This window comes from Streptomyces sp. NBC_00316, assembly GCF_036158715.1.
GTDB lineage: Bacteria > Actinomycetota > Actinomycetes > Streptomycetales > Streptomycetaceae > Streptomyces.
The window spans coordinates 293,493-308,954 of sequence record NZ_CP108024.1; the positions used below are offsets into that span (position 1 = coordinate 293,493).

Here is a 15,462-nt window from a genome sequence, read left to right on the forward strand (position 1 = left end):
CAATGACGAACCGATCGCGGCCCGGAATCATGCAGATCATCGAGGTGACCGGGCATGCCGTCCGATCTGCTGTGATCACCACGAGGCGGACAGGGACGCCACGTGAATTCGTGATCTTCCCGATGCTGCATGTGGCTTCACCGACGTTCTACTCCCAGGTCCGCATCGGGCTCAGGGAATGCGACCTCATAGTCATCGAGGGCCCCGAACTCGTTGTGCTGCGGCGCGCCTGACGCCGTCCGCTCCCCATGCGGGCCGGCCCAACATCACGACGCCGTGGCGCGTAACCGCGCGACGGCGTCTCAAAGTCTTGGCGAATCGGCCGCACCCAGGTGAGGTGTCACCTGCGTGCGGCCGAGCCGAATCAGCAGGTGGCGTTCAGACCGGCCCAGTTGGCGCGGTCGTTGTAGCCGCCGTCGCCGCCGTCGCCGACCACCAGGTCGAGCACGCGGACGCCGGTCAGGTCGATGTCGGCCTGGCGGGTGTCGTCGCGGGTCAGCACACCGCTGTCGAACAGCACCCGGCCGTCGCCGATCACCTGGAAGGTCGACGTGCCGCCGTCCGGGCCGACGTTGCGCACCGCATCGTCGATGCCGACGGTCGCGGTCAGCCGGCTGCACTTGTCGCCGAGGTAGTAGCGGACCGCGGAGGGTGAGGCGACCCCGATACCGGTCGGGTGGACCTGGCCGAGCATGCTGATCGGCGACGAGCCACCGACGCTCAGGTCGACCGTCGGGCTCATCCACCCGCTGGTGGCGCTGATCCACTTGTGGTGCGACAGTACGACGTCGCCGTCCGGCGCTGCCGGTGCGACGACTACCGACGTGGCCGTCTCCTGCCGCAGGCGTCCCTTGCCGATCACCTTGTACGACGTCTTGCCGGTCAGCGCGGCGCTGCCCGGCGCGGCGGTGGCCGGCAGGGTCACCGTGAAGGCGAAGGTCGCGGAATGGTTGGAGCCCAGCAGCTTCGGCGCTTTGCCGAGCGGATCGGCCGTCCAGCCGGCGGGCACCGTCAGCTCAACCTGCGGCGCGAAGACCGGCTGCGCACCGTCGTTACGGACGGTGACCTCGACCCGGGCCTGGTCGCCGCCGGCGACCAGCGGGGCGGCCCCGGCCGGCACCGCGTCGCCGCCGACCTGCGTCACCTGCGGCAGGCCGGCGACGACGTGCGGAACACCGGGCTTGCCCGTGGCCGGGCCGACCCGGAACAGGGCCGCGCCGTGGGCCGGGACGGCGGCACTGATAGTGCCGGCGCTCTCGGTGACCTGGTTGGTCCAGGCGTTCTTCAGGGTGAACCGATCCCCGGACAGCCCGACCGACGACGCCTTCGTGGTCAGGGTCGTTGGGCTGTCGCCCCGGTTCAGCAGCATCACGGCACGGTCACCGTTGGCCAGCCGCTTCACCCAGGTCTCCGTCGTACCGGCGGGGCCGACGCGGACGGCCTGGATGCCGGCGGTGTCCTGGTTGATCGCGAGTACATCGGGGTCCGCGAGAATGCCGAGCGAGGTCTGGCTGAGCTTACGGACGTCGCTGCCGATCAGCAGCGGCGCGGCCGCCACCGACCAGAGCGTCATCTGGGTACGGAACTCCTCGTCGGTCATCCCCAGCTCAGGTCCCAGGTAGTCCGGGTCGTTGAAGTGCCCCGGCCCGGCGGCCTCGGGGTGCCGCGCGTTCGCGTCGTAGTTCCGCAGCACGTCCTTGAACTTGATCTCGCCGACGAAACCCACATCCGTGTACGTCCGCCAGGACTGCGCGATCGCCGGCGCGTAGGTCCAGGAGTACGTCGACTGCTGCTCCTGCGGGTAGTTGCCCCAGTCCGGGGAGGTCACCGGGTTGCAGAGGTTGAAGATCATGGGGCGCCCGCTGGCGTTGTTCCGCAACGCCTGCGCGAATTCGGTGTAGACGGTCTTCGGGTCGAGGTCCGCGGCGATCCCGCAGAGGTAGTCCACCTTGACCGCGTCGAACTCCCAGGCGGCGAACTGGTCCGCGTCGCGCTGATAGTAGCCGTGGCTGCCGAGTCCGCACTTGCCCGGGATGTACGGGCCGGCGTCGGTGTAGATGCCGGCCTTCAGGCCCTTGGCGTGGATGTAGTCGACCAGCGGCTTCAGCCCGTTCGGAAACTGGTCGGGGTTGGCCACCAAGTCGCCGGCCGAGCTACGCGGGGTCGGCGCCGCCCAATTGCCGTCGATCCAGACGTACTGGTAGCCGGCGTCGCGCAGACCGCTGCTGACCAGGAAGTCGGCTACTGACTTGACCTCGGCCTCGGTCGGATCGCCACCCAGCGCGTAGTAGGTGTTCCAGCCCATGTACGGCGTCGGGCTCAGCACCTGCTGAGGTGCCGGCGCCGTGACGGCGGCAGTGCCGGGCGCCGGCCCGGCGTGGGCGGGTGCTGCCACGACCAGCAAGCCGGTCAGGAGAGCGAGGAGGACGGTGAGATGTCGTTTCACATCGGATCCTTCGATCAGGCGTGCCGACCCGTCCTGGTCGTGAGTCTGAGGTACCGCTCCCTCGTGGAGGGTGCGGTGGTCGGCCTTCGGACCAGTCAATGCCCGCGCGCCTGCGGTCGGTTTCCAGGATCTTGCAGCGGTTACCGGCGCGTGTCAATAATAATTCCTAAATTAGGAGTTACTAGGAGAGCTTCGTGAGGTACCCCGACTGCCGTCTGCCGGATACCGCGTGAGCTTGTATCAGGTGTGGCCCCTGAGGAGATGGCGCTGCCCGCCTCGCGGCGTAACCTCGCCCGCTACTACCCGCTCGACCCCGAGGCCCGCGAGCGCACCGGCGACTGGGAGCAGATCGCGTGCGAGATCGTCGCCATGCTGCGCCTGGAGGCGGGCTACTGCCCGCAGGACCGCAAGCTGGCCGACCTGATCGGCGAACTGACCCTCAAGTCCACGGAGTTCAGCATCTGGTGGAACGACCACCGCGTGGTGCGCCGCAACCACGGGACCACGCACTACCGGCACCCGGTCGTCGGCGACCTGCACTTCTCGTACGAGTCGCTGCAGCCGCCCGGCGACGAGAACCAGACGCTGTGCGTCTACCTCCCCGAGCCGGGCTCCGCCACAGCCGAGTCCCTGCGCATCCTCAGCAGCTGGAACGCGCCCGCGACCGGCTCCGCACCGGACCCCCATCCGGCCGGTCCCGGGGCCTGAGCCGGGTCTCACCTGCGTCGTTCACCTGCCGTGGGAAGTCGATGTCTCCCACGGGATCGGCGAGTCACTTCGCGGAGGAATACCCCAGCTCCCGAATACCGACGCTTCACCAGTGGTGCGCGAGACCACCGAGGCGCTCATCGGCGCGGTCACCGTCTCTCTGGCCGCCCCCAGCACCCTGCTCGATCCGGTACGGGGCATCCCGAGTCGATCTGGGGCGGGCTCTACAGCCAGGCCTCGCTACTGGGATTCCAAGTGCCCGGGGCAGTGCCACTCAGAGGAGGGTTGACGAAAGCGGCCGCGAATGCGGCCGCTTCGGAAAATGTCGCACAGCCGCGCTCACGGTAGGGCTGCCGCAACTGATCTCTACCCGAGACCTTCAGTCAGTCCGTCGAAGGCGAAAGCGCACGGTTCGAGGAATCCTGGACTTGCGCATTCCGCATGAAATCGTCTGCAGCTCTACCCCTGGCCGCCGCCTTGCTGGCGAACACTGCCGCGCCGCACACTCCACTGAGTACGCCTACTCATGCCCACCCGCACCGCGCCAGGGACCATGGGCTGTGTCGGCGTACCGGAAGGCGGGGGCATGGGCAGATTTCTGGGGACGGTGGTAGCAGTCGTGGCCGCGGCCGCAGCGCTGGTCTTCGCATACGTGGTGGGGACACCGCCCGCAGTGGTATTCGCCGTCGGGGCGGGCGTGCTGAGCCTTCTATGGCTGCTGCTCTTGCTCACGCTGCCCTGGAACCTGTACTTCCGCGCGCATGCGGTGCTCGCCGAGATCGCGGTAAGCCGTGAGAAGGGCATGGAGGTCTCCCCGGCCCGGGATGCCGAGGCCGCGCGCATCGCCCGCACGATGCTCCGGGCGGCGGTCGCGGGTCACGTCCTGACGGCAGCCGTTGTCTTCGCGGTCACCTGGGCGACGGGCGAGTTCACGGGTTACTGGTTCGCCGCATTCTTCCTGCTGAGCACCTTCTTCCGTCCGGCCAGCGCTTACTTCGGCCAGCTCCGGCGGCGCCTGGGCACCCTCCTGAAGGACGTCACGTATCCGCGGGACGACGTCGTTGAGCTGCACGCCCGGCTGAACCGCGCCGAGGCCGGGACGCGGGTTCTGGAGGAGAAGGCGGAGGAACAGTACCGAGCCCTCGGCGAACTGCGCCGCACCGTGGACGCGCTGGCCATGAGCACGTACGAGCGGACCGAGGAGGCTAACCGCAGGATCGCCGCGCTGGGCAGGGAGTTCGAGTCCACGGTGAACCGCCTCACCGACAACCAGGAAATCATCGCGGGCGTGAAGGCGTTCCTGCGCCTGCTGCGCTCCACCGACACAGCCGACGGCACCCCGGCCTTCGGGTGACCGGGCCTCATAGTTCGCCTTCGGCAAGGGCTGCACCTACTGCACGGTCCTGGTCGACGTCGAGGCCGGCCGGGTCGTGGACGTGCTGCCCGACCGCACCTCGGAGACAATCGCGGCCTGGCTCAAGGAGCATCGCGGTGCGGAGATCATCTGCCGCGACCGTGCCACCGCCTACGCCAAGGCGATCAAGGAAGCCGCCCCCAGCTCCCTCGAAGTCGCCGACAGGTGGCACCTGCTGCAGAACCTGTCTGCCGCAGTGGAGAGGACCTGACACCAGCAACGTGCGCGGCGCAGTCCGCAGGTTGGCCGAAAGCCCCGTGCCCGCGGGGCGGAACCGTGCTGCGCGAAGGTTCGTCAGCCTGCCCGACCCCGTCAGTGGTCAGCCACGTACACCTTCTCGCCCAGCATGAGGGGCCCATCAGCTGGGCCCTTGATGTAGGGGCCGCGCCAGATGAGGCGGTGCTCCTGAGCGGACGGATAGCACTGCGCCGACGCCGCTGCCGGGCAACCGCCCCGCCCGCACACCGCGGAGGAGGACTACCTGCCCCGCCCGTGCACGGTGTCACCCGCACCGGCCGTGGAGTATCCGAACTGGGACCTTCCGGAGGGGCTCAGCGAGCTGCTCGACGAGCGGTTCGAGGCCCTGCAGGAGGAACGCGGATTCGACTACTTCGAGGTAGCCACCACGCAGCAGAGCAAGGTCGGCGGCTACCCGGGGTGGACCCAGCCGCCGGACTGGCCCGACTGCGCGGGCTGCGGCACACGCATGGAACACCTGCTCAGCGCCACCGCGACTGAACCGGGCACGGGTCGCTGGCTCCCCCTGGACGACCGGAACCCCAGCCAGGACCAGGCCGCGACCCCGTCTTGGCGGGCCGAGGCGGACCCCGCCACCCTCGACGCGTTCGGACACAACATGGGCCTGGGAGACATCGGCGGCGTGTATTTCTTCGTCTGTCGCGTCTGCCCGGACACCCCGTACACCCACCGCTACGACTGCTGAACCCGGCCCGAACGGCTCCCGCGGCCGCGACGCGGTGTGCCAACGCCATCATGGTCAGTTGCGGGTAGACCTGGGGCAGCATCCAGGCGTGGCGTTTCTGCTTCCGGGAAGGACCTGTGTGAGCGGGCCCGCATCCGAAGGAGTTGCGTGCCGAGACGATCTTCACAGGGCGGCGTTGCTCTACCACACCACCCGGCGCACCACCCCTACAGCGGGCACGATCTTGGTAGCCAGGATCGTCGGCATGCTGGATGGCTCGCCGCTCCTGCTCGCTCCGGTCTCCCTGATCTCCGCGGCTGAAGCAATCCAGGACGTCCTGATGCATCTCCGCTGTCACTACCGGACCATCGCCGTCGACAACCTCACCGATGCTCGTGAGCAGGATCCGCAAGGGACGGTCCTGGCGGTCCATATCTCCGAGGACGTAGATCCGAAGATGCGGCGGAACCGCCAGATATGCCGCCGGAGAAGTGCTCGGTTGGACTCGGCCGGCTCCTGCTGAAAGCGTCGGATCGCAGCCCAGCAACGTTGCCCGGCAGCTGGTCGCTCATTGAGTGCTTCGATGCGATCAGCGACTTCCAGAAGAAATCCCTCTGGTGTCAGCGGACCACAAATCCCGCAGGTGGCCGACGAGTTCCTCCCGGAGCATGCGGGCCTGCTCCACCGGCCGCGACGGGAACGCCGAGTGTGCCAAGCGCAGCCGTCAACTCCGCCGGGACGCGCTCGGCCACGGCCTGGTGGAGCGGCAGCAAGCCGGCCAGGTCCTCCTCCACACACGATGTACAAGATGGCCAGGTCCCCCTGGTGCTGGGCACCGTGGGCTGGGCGACCCCAGTGAGAGGCTGGGTCGTCGAGGCCTGCGATGGGCGGCCGAGTCGGGCGACACACTGGTGCGCCAAGTGCGGTTTCCACAACACTGCACAGGACTTCCGGGGACCAATCCGCTGCGAGGTAACCGCTGCCAGCGGGCCCGTGGACGTTCCAGCAGAGCGGACAGACGCCGCCCGCCCAAAAGAGAACCGAACACCCACCCCCGCATCACGGCGGTGACGTGGATGATGTGCTGCACGTCGCCGCCTGTCGCGGCAGCTTCGGTGACGGGGCATGGACCTCGGCCACCATCACCCGATCGCAATTCCCGTTCGACGGAACCGTTCAAGATCGGAAGGGCAACGGCCTCCGACGCAGGTATCAGCCGGCAGCACCCGAAACCATCACTCGCCAATCAAGCCGGTGGATTCGGGATCAGGCAGCAGGCCACGCGGCTTCCGGCCCGTGTCGCTTCAACTGTTCGGCGACTGCCTCCAGAATTTCGTCGGAGAATTCCGGGTCGGCTACGGCCCTGGAGATGAGCAGCGCGCCGACCAGGGCGCTGAGGGTGAGCATCGCCTCGGCCTGTGCCTCCTCGTCGTCGCCGAGGCCGGCGATCAGATCCAGGTATCCACGGACCTGCTTCTCGTAGGCGGCTTTGAAAGGCTGGTCGCTGCGCCCGGCGGCGGCGCCAAGGGTGACCAGGGCGCATCCCGTGCCGGGCGCATCACGGTGCTGCTTGGCGAGATAGGTATCGATGAGGCCGCTTCGCGGCTGCTGCTTGTTCTTGCGCGCGGCCCGCTCCATCTTCGCCGAGCCCTCCGCCAGAGCCAGGGCCGCGGCCTGGGCGATCAGGTCGTCGCGGGAGGCGAAGTGCTTGTAGAAGCCGCCGTGCGTGAGCCCCGCCTCCTTCATCAGGTCCGCGATGCCGGGACGGGTCACGCCCTCCGTGCGGACCTTGCGGGCCGCGATGCGCAGCACGCGCTCGCGAGATGCCGTCTTCTCCGCCTGTGAGTGACCCATCTTCGGCCTTCCCTTCGAGAAGCGGCGCCTGCACGCCCGACAACTGGATGTTGGCCATCATACACAAGCATCTACATCGGCGGCTTGAGCTGCTCGCACTTGCCCATCGGAAATCCCGGCCGGAACCGGTCCAGCGCCTGGATGTGGACGTTCACGTCGGCGCCACCGCCTTTTCGGGCGGGCCGTGGCACGGCCCGCCCACATCGGCGACCTCGTCGACGCACTGCGGATCGGCGGACAGCTCGAAGGTGTCCTGCAGTCGCGGCGCGAGGTCCAATCTCTCCCAGATCACACCGACGACCGAGGTCGACAGCCGACTGACGCCTTGCGTGGCCGCGCCGCCCCTCGTGGCGGGTGGAGCACGAGCCGGGTTGCGGATGCCGCCAAGCGACTCCAGCGACAGGAAAAGGCGATCTGAGCTGGCACTTTTGACTTTCAGGATTATTAACATAATCCTATTTTGAGATGGCGAGCGCCTTCGAACCGAGGAGATACCGTGTCCAAGACCTACGACCCGCGCCATACGGCGGTCCTGCTGGTCGACCCCTACAACGACTTTCTGTCCGAGGGCGGCAAGATCTGGCCGCGTCTGGAGCCCGTGGCTAACGAGGTCGGCCTGCTGGACCACCTGAGCCGCGTGGTCAGCTCCGCCCGTACGACCGGCGTACGCGTGGTGTTCGTTCCGCATCGCCGCTGGGAGCCGGGTGACTACGAGACGTGGGACCACCCCAACCCCACCCAGCGCACCATCATGGAGCGTCACAGCTTCGCGCGCGGGACCTGGGGCGGTGAGTTCCATCCGGACTTCCAGCCGCAGCCCGGTGACATCGTGGTCCAGGAGCACTGGGCGCAGAGCGGCTTCGCCAACACCGACCTCGATTTTCAGCTCAAGCAGCACGGCATCACCCACGTCGCGGTCGTCGGCCTGCTGGCGAACACCTGTATCGAGTCCACCGGCCGTTTCGCCATGGAGCTCGGCTACCACGTGACGCTGGTCCGTGACGCCACCGCGGCGTTCCTCCCCGAGATGCTGCACGCCGCCCACGAGCTGAACGGCCCCACCTACGCCCACGCCATCGTCTCCACGGACGAGCTCACCGCCGCTTTCAAGGGAGCGCACGCATGACACTGACCGGAGAACTGCTGATCGGTGCGGCCCGCGTGCCCGCCACCGCTGGGACAATGACGGCGCTCAACCCTGCCACGAACGAGCCCATCGAGCCCGAGTTCGCCTTCGGCGGCGCGGCCGAGGTCGACTGCGCACTGCGCCTGGCTGACGAGGCCTTCGACAGCTACAGCCACACCGACCTCGCCGAGCGGGCCGCCTTCCTCGACCTCATCGCGGAGAAGCTCGAGGCGGTCAAGGAGGAGCTCGCCGCCCGAACGTCACTGGAGACCGGCCTGCCCGCTGCCCAGCTCGAGAGCGAGGCCGTGCGGACGGCGGGCGTGTTCCGCAAGTTCGCCACCGTCGTCCGTCAGGGTCGCTTCCTCCAGACGGCCATCGACCCCGCGCAACCGGACCGCCGACCCGGACCGCGCATGGACCACCGGATGCAGAAGGTGGCCCTCGGCCCCGTGGTGATCTTCGGTGCCAGCAACTTCCCGATCTCCTACTCCGTCGCAGGCGGCGACACCGCCTCCGCCCTGGCCGCCGGCTGCCCCGTCGTCCTCAAGGCCCACAACGCCCACCCCGGTGCCTCCGAGATCCAGGGCCGCGTCATCCAGCAGGCCGTCGCCGAGGCGGGACTGCACGAAGGCGTCTTCTCGCTGATCCGGGGCGCCGACAACGAGATCGGCGAGGCACTCGTGGACCACCCCCTGGTCCGGGCGGTCACCTTCACCGGTTCCGAGGGCGGTGGCATGGCCCTGTACCGACGGGCCCAGCAGCGTCCCGACCCCATCCCCGTGTTCACCGAGATGACCAGCGTCAACCCGACCTTCGTCCTGCCCGCCGCCCTGGCAGCCCGCGGCGCCGAGATCGGCGGCGGCCTGGTCCAGCGCGCCATGTACAACGTCGGACAGGCCTGCCTGAAGCCGGCCATCCTCCTCGCCGTCGACGGACCCGGCTTCCAGGAGATGCGGGACGCAGCGAGAGCCGAGGTGGAAAAGGTCGCCGCGCGCACCATGCTCACGCCCGGCATCCACGACGCCTACACCCGCAACGCGCAGCGCATGCAGGAACGCGGCGCCACCCGGATCGCCGCAGGCCCGGCTCCGATCCGCGCATGGGACGGCCAGTCCCTGCTGTACGAGGTCACCGGGGAACAACTACTGGCCGAACCCACCCTGCGCGAGGAGGTCTTCGGCCCGGCCATCCTGCTGGTCCGGCTGACCGGTCTGGAGCAACTTCACGAAGCGGCCCGCGCCTTCCGTGGGCAGCTCTCGGCCACCGTCCACGCCGAAGAGAGCGACCACGCCGCCGCCGAATGGCTCCTGCCGATCCTGGAGCGCCGCACCGGCCGGATCGTCATCAATGCCTTCTCGATCCCGCAGGAGGTGACCTACGCGTCCGTCCACACAGGCCCATTCCCGGCCACTTCGGACTCCCGCTTCACCTCGGTCGGAATGAGCGCGATCGAAAGATTCCTGCGTCCTGTCGCCTACCAGAACTTCCCCGACGAACTGCTGCCCGAGTCCCTGCGCGAGGCCAACCTCCTGCATCTTTGGCGCCTCGTCGACGGCGAACTCAGCCGGCCCTGACGCTCGTCCCGGGTCCCGTTCACCGAATGGGGCCCATTCGGTATCCCGGACGAAAGGAATCCCCTCTATGACAGCCACCGGCCAGGCGGTCGCAAGCAGCGAAGGCGAGGCCCGCGAAGAGGTTCGCAGAAAGCTTCTTGGCGCATGGCGACTGGTGTCGTACACCGCCACGAGCACCGACGGTGAGGTCATCCACCCCCTTGGCCTCACCCCGAACGGACTGATCGTCTACACCCCCGACGGATACATGTCCGCCCAGCTGGCGCGCGGCGACCGCCCACCCATGAGATCAGCACGCCTTGAGGACGCGGCAACCGACGAACTGGCCCAGGCAGCGGTCGACTATCTCTCCTATGGCGGGCCGTTCGAGGTCACCGACCCCACAACCATCGAACACCACGTCACCACCAGCCTTTTCCCGAACTGGATCGGACAGCCCCAAGTGCGGAAGGTCAGCTTCGCAGGGTCGCTCCTCAAACTCAGCGTCACCACTCCCACCCGTCTGTGGGGTGCGCAACGGACAGCCGAACTCACCTGGAGCAGGCTGGCCTGACCTCAAAAGGCATTTCTTCGGTCGGCGTGCAAGCGCCACCACTGTCGACGGCGGCTGAAATCCGATTCGGCCGTCGTCGCGAACTACCAATACCTGCACGCGGGCGAGGCCTGTTCGACGGGGAGCTCAGGGGCCGGCCTGCTGTTGTCGCCGGATCGCCATGGCGTGCCCGGACCACTTTGACAGGTCGGTGACCATGACCAGCGCGGTGTCCTCCTCCAGCGTGAAGGTCTCCTCCGAGTAGTGGGTGTCGGGCAGGACTCCCAGGACCGGACCGCCCAGCAGCTCGCGGATGTCGTGGCTGCCGTCGTCGTGTGCGCACAGCAGAGGGACATGGCCTGCGCTGGTGCCGGTGACCTGCCCGTTGCGCGGATCGATATGCAGCATGGTGCAGCTGGCGAACCGTGGTGCGTCCATCGCAATGAGTAGCTGGTTGGTGCGCCTCAGCACGGTTCCGGGGTCCGGCTCGTGGGCGGCGATCGCGCGCATGGAGCCGCGTACCTGTCCCATGAAGGCGGCCGCACCCACGTCGTGCCCTTGGGCGTCGCCGATTTCCAGGGCCACTGCACCGTCGGGCATCACGAAGGCGTCGTACCAGTCTCCCCCGATGTCGAGCCCGTCCCGGCTGGGCTGGTAGCAGGCGGCGACCTCCAGGCCCGGGAGGTGTTCGGGCAGCGTGGGGAGCATGCTCTGTTGGAGCGCCGTGGCCAGCTCGACGCGGGCCTGCTGCAGTTGGATGCGTTCGAGTGCCTGGCCTGCCAGGTCGGCCAGAGTACTCATGAGGGCGCGCTCGTCGGGGGACGCGTGGTGCTCGATGTCGTAGATCACCCCCCAGGCGCCGAGCGGCTGTTCGCCGACCGGGCTGAGGGGGGCGATCGACGTGGCGACATAGGAGCTGAGCCACGGAGCACTGACTACCCCCGGCCAGCGACGAACGTATTCCTCCTGGTTAGGGATGAATTGCGGCATGCCGGTTCGGATCGCGTAGGTCAGCGGTCCCGACTCATCCAGCGACAGTCCGTGCATGTCGTCGGCCTGCCGCGGGTCGACCCTGGCATCGGAGGAGACGGATAGACGCCGCGTCTCGTTGTCGACGAGTGCGAGCATGGCACCCGTACCGCCGAAAGTCGCGGCGACCCGTGTCAGGACGACCTGCTGCAGTTCCTGCTCGGTGGTGGCGGTGATCAGGGCGGCGGAGAAGTCGGCGATCTCGTCGGCACGCTGCCGCTCGGCAGCCAGCGTGACCAGCGCTTTCTGTCGGCTCGCCTCGAGCCGGGTGTCGTCCCGGATCACCCCGAAGACCTGCTCAGGGCCGCCATAACCCAGCTGGATCCGACGGATCTGACAGGCCAAATGGTGCCACCCCTCGTTCTCGGTACGGAACCGCAGGCTGATCCAGGGGGACTGGGCGGCCGTCGAGCGCACGAGCCGTCCCAGGGCCTCCCGGTCGTCCGGGTGAACGCGCCGGACAACCCTGGACAAGGACGCCGAGGCATGCGGGAACAGCACAGCCAGGGCGGGTGCGCCACCCAGCCAATCCAGCCGATGCTCCTGGGGTGAGTACATCCACAGACCGAGGTCCGCGGCCGCGGCCGCCAGCCGGAACGGGATCAGTAGCCCGCCCGGGTCGTTTCGCGCGTCCACCGAGTACACCCACACCAGCCGCTCGCGACCTGCCGGATCCTCCACCGGCTGGGCCTCGATGAGGCTGACCACGGACGCACTGCCCGGCCCGGAGAACTCCAGCACACGCATCGCGACCGTCTTCGTCGTCGCCCCGTGAGTCAGCAGACTCACGGCTGAGGCCCGCTGGGTATCGGGCAGCAAACCGAGGAAGTCATGACCTACGCACTGCTCCGCCGGCCTGCCCAGCGTCGCGGCCATCGAGGCGTTGAGGGAGTGGATGGTGCCGTCCAGGGTCAAAAGAGCGGAAGGGGTAGCCCTCCGATTGAGTTCGTCCCAGGTGTCCATCTGCCGCTCCCTGACAATCATCGAGCGATGGCCCAAACGATCATTTCCCATGATATTCCGGTCTATTCGCTGCGACGCCCCCGGAAAGGGCTCGTGCACTCCAGGTTCCGTCACCTGACCAGCGGCGGCGGCGACTGGCAAGCCGACTACCGCCGCTGGCGACCACCGGTCGAACGCGCAGTCGCCTGGCTCGTCCACCACGGCAACCGCAAACTCCGCTACCGCGGCACCATCGCCAACAACGTCTGGCTCCACACCCGAGCCGCCGCCCTCGACCTCCGCCGACTGATCAACCCCGGACTCACCCACACCGGCAGCACCTGGACGATCAACCCAGCCACCACATAGACCGAAGGGCCGCCCGGCTACGGCCGGACAACCCCTCACCAAGATCTTCATGAGTCTTCTAACAGCGCGCCTCATCAACCACCGACCGCCATGGGGGCATCGATGACCAGCCCTGACGTCATGTTCAGTGTCCGCTGCAGCGATGGTGCGGTTCTGGAAGACCGCATATGGATGACGGATTCAGTCGACCTCTTGCGCTCGGCTTCACCGTGGCGGGCCTTTCGCTGGTACAAGGGGCAGCGGCATTACGCGGGGACCTACTGGTCAGCCACGAAGCGGGGCCATGTCTCGTACGAGTCACGCCTCGTGCTTGCGCGTCTGCTGTTCGCCGGCTTCGACGCCTCGGTCCATGGCATCGTGGCCCAGCCGTTCTTGCTGAAGTCCGTAGTCGAGGGGAAGGTCCGCAAGCACATCCCGGATTACATCTTGACCACTGAGCAGGGTCCGGTAGTGGTGGATGTGAAGCCGCACTGCCGGCTGTCCACCCCAGTGGTGGCGTTCACGTTCGCGTGGACCCGGCAGGCGGTCGAGTCGCGTGACGGGCGCTCAGCGCCTCGTCTCGTACCTGGTCAGGACCACGCCGCCGGGAAACGTCCGCGTCTCCACCAGGTTCAGGTTCACCCAGCTGTCCAGCGCGGTGAAGAACGGCGTGCCGCCGCCCACCAGGACCGGCGCGGTGGCCAGCACGTACTCGTCAATCAGTCCGGCCCGCATGGCCGCCCCGGCGAGCGTCGCGCCGCCGATGTCCATCGGGCCGCCGTCCTCGGCCTTGAGCCGGGTGATCTCGGCGACCGCGTCGCAGGTGACCAGGCGGGTGTTCCAGTCGACCTTGTCGGTCGTCGAGGAGAACACCACCTTCGGCATGTCCCGCCAGCGGCACGCGAACTCGATCTCCGCCGGGGTGGCGTTGGGCTGCTGGTCGCCGGTCGGCCAGTAGGAGCTCATCGTCTGCCACAGCTTGCGCCCGTACAGCGACAGGTCGGTCGCCTGCAACTGGTCGGACCAAAACTGGAACAGCTCGTCGCTCGGCACGCTCCAGCCGATGTCGTCGCCGGGCGCGGCGATGTAGCCGTCCAGGGTCAGGTTCATGCCGTAGATCAGTTTCCGCATGGCGCCAGCCTTCCGTGAGTCGGTCTCACGCGTACAGACCGGCGCGGCGCGGGAAACTGATCGGTGCGCGATCTGAGCTCGCATGTAGTCCTCGTGCTCGGTGGCTCAGCCGCAGACTCATCGTTCCGCCGAGGAAATGGCATCGATCTGAGACTGATCTTGGGTGACATCGCGATGAGACAACAGAGAACCAGCAGGTCACAGAAGATCGACATGTCATCGGCGGCGAGACCCTACACGCGATGTAGTGTCCCAAATTTCGTGTCGGAATCTCACGGCTGGTGCCGGATGGAAGTCGGATCCGACGTGGCGCCGAGACATGCAGGTTGCGCCTGTACCTCGTTCGCGTTGAACGCCGACGCTTGGAAGGCCAAGCGGCCGCGTCGGGAACAGCCGGTCCGGCCGGCACGGTTGCATCGACCGAGGGACCGGCGCCGCACGTGCGGGGAACACGGAGACCACAAGGTCGTCCGCACCACCAGGATCCGGGCCCCAGGAGTCGCGGTACGCCCGCCGCGCACTCGGACCAAGACGTATTTCTGCAGGAGGACTGTTTCATGACTGACCGGCCCTTGACGCTCATGGCAGTACACGCCCACCCCGACGACGAGGCCACCGGAACCGGAGGGGTCCTCGCGCGGTACGCGGCGGAAGGCATCCGCACGGTTCTCGTGACGTGTACCGACGGCGGTTGCGGTGACGGACCGGGCGGAGTCAAGCCGGGCGATCCCGGGCACGATCCGGCGTCGGTCGCCTTGATGCGCCGTCAAGAACTCGAGGCGAGCTGTGACGTCCTGAAGGTCAGCGATCTGGAGATGCTGGACTATGCCGACTCCGGGATGACGGGCTGGCCGAGCAACGACGCCCCCGGATCCTTCTGGCAGACCCCCGTGCAGGAAGGCGCGGCCCGACTCGCGGAACTCATGCGGCACTACCGACCTGATGTGGTAGTCACCTACGACGAGAACGGCTTCTACGGCCACCCCGACCACATCCAGGCCCACCGCATCACGATGGCGGCGCTGGAGATGACCGCGCTGACACCGAAGGTGTACTGGACCACGATGCCCCGCTCGATGATGCAGCGGTTCGGCGAGATCATGCGCGAGTTTCATGAGGACATGCCGGAACCGGATCCTGCCGAGGCCGCCGCGATGGCCGAGATCGGCCTCCCCGACGATGACATCACCACGTGGGTGGACACCACCGCGTTCAGCGGTCAGAAGTTCGACGCGTTGGCCGCGCACGCCAGTCAGGGCGAGAACATCTTCTTCCTCAAGATGGGCACGGAGAGGTTCGGCGAGTTGATGGGCATGGAGACCTTCGTACGTGTCCAGGACGCCACCGGCGCGCCCATACCCGAGAACGACCTCTTCGCCGGACTGCGCTGATCCGCCCGTCCGACCGGCCGGGAAAGCGCATCGACCGCACAGCGT

Annotated in this window: 14 protein-coding genes and 3 pseudogenes; 11 read left to right on the forward strand and 6 right to left on the reverse strand. The window is 67.7% G+C overall.

Annotated elements, in window-relative coordinates; genetic code table 11:
* The first annotated feature begins 2 nt into the window (after window positions 1-2).
* Window positions 3-233, forward strand: coding sequence for a hypothetical protein (locus OG878_RS40620; protein WP_328891728.1), 231 nt, complete (start codon window positions 3-5; stop codon window positions 231-233).
* A 131-nt stretch (window positions 234-364) separates the two neighbouring features.
* Here OG878_RS40620 and OG878_RS40625 read toward each other — a convergent pair whose 3' ends face one another.
* A complete protein-coding gene (locus OG878_RS40625) occupies window positions 365-2,446 on the reverse strand; it encodes an NPCBM/NEW2 domain-containing protein (protein ID WP_328891729.1) in 2,082 nt (693 codons plus the stop codon).
* A 246-nt stretch (window positions 2,447-2,692) separates the two neighbouring features.
* On the opposite strand from OG878_RS40625, the gene OG878_RS40630 reads away from it, so the two are divergent.
* From OG878_RS40630 to OG878_RS40645, 4 genes and pseudogenes are all read left to right on the forward strand, one after another.
* Window positions 2,693-3,154: an MmyB family transcriptional regulator gene (locus tag OG878_RS40630; protein WP_328891730.1), complete on the forward strand. Its 462-nt coding sequence runs from the start codon at window positions 2,693-2,695 to the stop codon at window positions 3,152-3,154.
* A 586-nt stretch (window positions 3,155-3,740) separates the two neighbouring features.
* Window positions 3,741-4,508: a hypothetical protein gene (locus OG878_RS40635; RefSeq protein ID WP_328891731.1), complete on the forward strand. Its 768-nt coding sequence runs from the start codon at window positions 3,741-3,743 to the stop codon at window positions 4,506-4,508.
* 25 nt (window positions 4,509-4,533) lie between these two features.
* Window positions 4,534-4,779, forward strand: a pseudogene (locus tag OG878_RS40640) (ISL3 family transposase); the annotation flags it as partial.
* 306 nt (window positions 4,780-5,085) lie between these two features.
* Entirely contained in the window at window positions 5,086-5,511 is a 426-nt protein-coding gene (locus OG878_RS40645) for a hypothetical protein (protein ID WP_328891732.1), read from the forward strand.
* Between the two features lie 331 nt (window positions 5,512-5,842).
* On the opposite strand, the pseudogene OG878_RS42560 reads toward OG878_RS40645, so the two are convergent.
* The 3 genes and pseudogenes from OG878_RS42560 to OG878_RS40660 form a co-directional block, all read right to left on the reverse strand.
* Window positions 5,843-5,923 (reverse strand): annotated as a pseudogene (locus OG878_RS42560) (DUF7639 domain-containing protein); the annotation flags it as partial.
* Between the two features lie 833 nt (window positions 5,924-6,756).
* Entirely contained in the window at window positions 6,757-7,344 is a 588-nt protein-coding gene (locus OG878_RS40655; protein WP_328891734.1) for a TetR/AcrR family transcriptional regulator, read from the reverse strand.
* 151 nt (window positions 7,345-7,495) lie between these two features.
* Complete coding sequence (locus tag OG878_RS40660; protein WP_328891735.1) at window positions 7,496-7,795, reverse strand: hypothetical protein; 300 nt, start codon at window positions 7,793-7,795, stop codon at window positions 7,496-7,498.
* 45 nt (window positions 7,796-7,840) lie between these two features.
* On the opposite strand from OG878_RS40660, the gene OG878_RS40665 reads away from it, so the two are divergent.
* The 3 genes from OG878_RS40665 to OG878_RS40675 all read left to right on the forward strand — a co-directional run bounded on the left by OG878_RS40665 (window position 7,841) and on the right by OG878_RS40675 (window position 10,597).
* Window positions 7,841-8,470 (forward strand): isochorismatase family cysteine hydrolase, encoded by a 630-nt coding sequence (locus OG878_RS40665; protein ID WP_328891736.1) that lies wholly within the window; start codon window positions 7,841-7,843, stop codon window positions 8,468-8,470.
* Window positions 8,467-10,044: an aldehyde dehydrogenase (NADP(+)) gene (locus OG878_RS40670; protein ID WP_328891737.1), complete on the forward strand. Its 1,578-nt coding sequence runs from the start codon at window positions 8,467-8,469 to the stop codon at window positions 10,042-10,044. Before OG878_RS40665 ends, OG878_RS40670 begins: the two co-directional genes overlap by 4 nt.
* A gap of 67 nt (window positions 10,045-10,111) precedes the next feature.
* Complete coding sequence (locus tag OG878_RS40675) at window positions 10,112-10,597, forward strand: lipocalin-like domain-containing protein (protein ID WP_328891738.1); 486 nt, start codon at window positions 10,112-10,114, stop codon at window positions 10,595-10,597.
* 126 nt (window positions 10,598-10,723) lie between these two features.
* Here OG878_RS40675 and OG878_RS40680 read toward each other — a convergent pair whose 3' ends face one another.
* Window positions 10,724-12,568, reverse strand: coding sequence for a SpoIIE family protein phosphatase (locus OG878_RS40680; protein ID WP_328891739.1), 1,845 nt, complete (start codon window positions 12,566-12,568; stop codon window positions 10,724-10,726).
* 93 nt (window positions 12,569-12,661) lie between these two features.
* Between OG878_RS40680 and OG878_RS40685 the strand changes: the two genes are divergently transcribed.
* A complete protein-coding gene (locus OG878_RS40685) occupies window positions 12,662-12,916 on the forward strand; it encodes a transposase (protein WP_443049308.1) in 255 nt (84 codons plus the stop codon).
* 171 nt (window positions 12,917-13,087) lie between these two features.
* Window positions 13,088-13,390 (forward strand): annotated as a pseudogene (locus OG878_RS40690) (TnsA-like heteromeric transposase endonuclease subunit); the annotation flags it as partial.
* Between the two features lie 72 nt (window positions 13,391-13,462).
* Here the strand turns inward: OG878_RS40690 and OG878_RS40695 are convergent.
* Window positions 13,463-14,026, reverse strand: a complete 564-nt coding sequence (locus OG878_RS40695) for a dihydrofolate reductase family protein (RefSeq protein WP_328891740.1) — start codon at window positions 14,024-14,026, stop codon at window positions 13,463-13,465.
* Between the two features lie 557 nt (window positions 14,027-14,583).
* Here OG878_RS40695 and OG878_RS40700 point away from each other — a divergent pair.
* On the forward strand, window positions 14,584-15,417 hold the full coding sequence (locus tag OG878_RS40700) for a PIG-L family deacetylase (protein WP_328891741.1): 834 nt from the start codon (window positions 14,584-14,586) through the stop codon (window positions 15,415-15,417).
* Window positions 15,418-15,462: the final 45 nt, after the last annotated feature.